This is a genomic window from Promineifilum sp. (SeqCode), assembly GCF_041918635.1.
Taxonomy (GTDB): domain Bacteria; phylum Chloroflexota; class Anaerolineae; order Promineifilales; family Promineifilaceae; genus Promineifilum.
On the sequence record NZ_JAYRVJ010000493.1, the window covers coordinates 1 to 2,376 of the forward strand.

Annotated in this window: 2 protein-coding genes; both read right to left on the minus strand. The window is 69.1% G+C overall.

The features are described 5' to 3' along the window. The coding region (locus ACE3UY_RS15070) for an ABC transporter ATP-binding protein (protein ID WP_374688326.1) at window positions 1-1,020 on the minus strand (1,020 nt) is incomplete at its 3' end. Between the two features lie 100 nt (window positions 1,021-1,120). Continuing rightward, entirely contained in the window at window positions 1,121-2,290 is a 1,170-nt protein-coding gene (locus ACE3UY_RS15075) for an ABC transporter ATP-binding protein (protein WP_374688327.1), read from the minus strand. Window positions 2,291-2,376 lie beyond the last annotated feature (86 nt).

Here is a 2,376-nt window from a genome sequence, read left to right on the forward strand (position 1 = left end):
AAACTTCGGCTCCACCTCATGACACGCCACCCAATGCCCCGGCCGAATCTCCCGCCACGCCGGCACGTACGCGGCGCAGTGGGGCTGGGCAATGGGGCAGCGGGTGTGGAAGCGGCAGCCGGGCGGCGGGTTGATGGGGCTGGGTACGTCCCCTTCCAGGATGATACGCTGGCGGCGGCGGGCCAGCTTGGGGTCGGGCACGGGCACAGCCGACAGCAGCGCCCGCGTGTACGGGTGCAGCGGCTCCTCGTACAGGTCATCCTTGGGGGCCATTTCCACGATGACGCCCAGATACATCACCGCCACCCGGTCGCAGATGTGGCGCACCATGCTCAGGTCGTGGGCGATGAACAGGTAGGTCAGTCCCAGCCGGTCTTGCAGCTCCTCCAGCAGGTTGACTACCTGGGCCTGGATCGACACGTCGAGGGCGGAGATGGGTTCGTCGCACACCAGGAAGAGCGGGTCGGAGGCCAGGGCGCGGGCGATGCCGATGCGCTGCCGCTGGCCGCCGGAGAATTCGTGGGGGAAGCGGTTGACGAAGCGGCTGTCCAGCCCGACCAGGTTCATGAGTTCCTTGACCCGCTCGGTGCGCGCCGCCTCGCCGTCCACCAGCTGGTGAACGCGCAGCGGCTCGCCGATGATACCGCTGACCGTCCAGCGCGGGTTGAGCGAGGCGTAGGGGTCCTGGAAGATCATCTGCGCCTGGCGGCGGACGGCCAGCCACTCGTCGCCGGTGGCCCCCTGCACGTGGTGGCCGGCGATATAGCTGTCGCCGGTCGTGGCCGGGTAGAGGCCCAGCAGGGTGCGGCCGGCGGTGCTCTTGCCGCAGCCGCTCTCGCCCACCAGCCCCAGCGTCTCGCCGCGCCGGATGTCGAAGGAGATGCCATCCACCGCCCGGACGTGGTCGGTCACCCGCTGGAACAGCAGCCCGTGGCGAATGGGGAAGTGCTTCTTCAGGTCTACCACGCGAACGAGGGGGTCGGTCGCGTTCGCGTTCGTGGAGTTCGTTTCAGTGGTCATGGTGTGCACGCAGGGGAGCAGGGGAGCAGGGGGGCGAGGGAGCGGGGAAGCGAGGGAGCGGGAGAGATTGTCGCCCCGTTGTCTCGGGTGTCTTGTGTGTTCATTGGTAATCGGTCTCTCTACCCGTCGTTTGTAGTGAATCTGCGGCAGGTTGCCAGCGGTCGGTAGATTCGTCCCGGCTCCCCCGCTCCCCGGCTCCCCCGCTCCCCTGCTCTGCCCCCGCCGTCACCCAGCAGGCCGCGCGCTGCGTGGGCGAGAAGGCGAAGAGCGGCGGGCGTTCCTCGCGACAGCGGTCGATCACGTAGTCGCAGCGGGCGGCGAAGGGGCAGCCGCGCGGCTCCACCAGCAGGTTGGGCGGCGCGCCGGGGATGGACTTCAGCCGGCTGTCGCGCCGCCGATCCACCCGCGGCAGCGCCCCCAGCAGGGCCATCGTGTACGGGTGGCGCGGGTGCTCGAACAGGCTGTCCACGTCCGCCTCCTCCACGATCATGCCGGCATACATGACGAGGACCCGCTCGGCCAGCCCGGCCACCACGCCCAGGTCGTGGGTGATCCAGATGAGGGCCATGCCCAGGTGCTCGCGCATGCGCGTCACCAGTTCGACGATCTGGGCCTGGATGGTCACGTCGAGAGCGGTCGTCGGCTCGTCGGCGATGAGCAGGCTGGGGTTGCAGGCCAGCATCATGGCGATCATCACCCGCTGGCGCATGCCGCCGGAGAACTGGTGCGGGTAGTCGCCCAGCCGCCGCTCGGAGTCGGGGATGCCCACCAGTTCCAGCAGCTCGACGGCGCGGCTCCGGGCCTGTTCGGGCGACATGTGGTAGTGGCGGCGCAGCGACTCGGTCATCTGCCGCCGGACGCTGAGCACAGGGTTGAGCGAGGTCATCGGGTCCTGGAAGACCATGGCGACGTCGCCGCCGCGCACCTCCTCCAGTTCGTCTTCGGACAGCCGCAGCAGGTCGCGCCCCAGGAAGAGCGCCTGGCCGCCGGCGATCTCCCCCGGCGGGCGCGGGATGAGGCCCAGCACGGCCATCATGCTGACCGACTTGCCGCAGCCGCTCTCGCCCACCACGGCCACCACTTCCCCCTCGTGGACGGCGTAGGAGATGTCGTTGACGGCATAGACCGTGCCCTCCGGCGTGTGGAAGCGGACTTCCAGGTTGCGGATGTCGAGCAGGACGTTGCGCTTGTCGGGCTTAGACCTGTCAGGTCTCAGAGCGACCGAAGGTGGCCGACCTGACAGGTCTGGGTGGGTGGTCGGTGTAGCCATCAGACGTTGCGGCTCCGGGGGTCGAGGGCGTCGCGCAGGCCGTCGCCCACAAAGTTGATGCTCAGCACGGTCAGCAGGATGAGCAG

Excerpts from the sequence above, each read along its gene's own strand:
- ACE3UY_RS15075 (WP_374688327.1), bottom strand. The coding sequence starts at position 2,290 with ATGGCTACACCGACCACCCACCCAGACCTGTCAGGTCGGCCACCTTCG.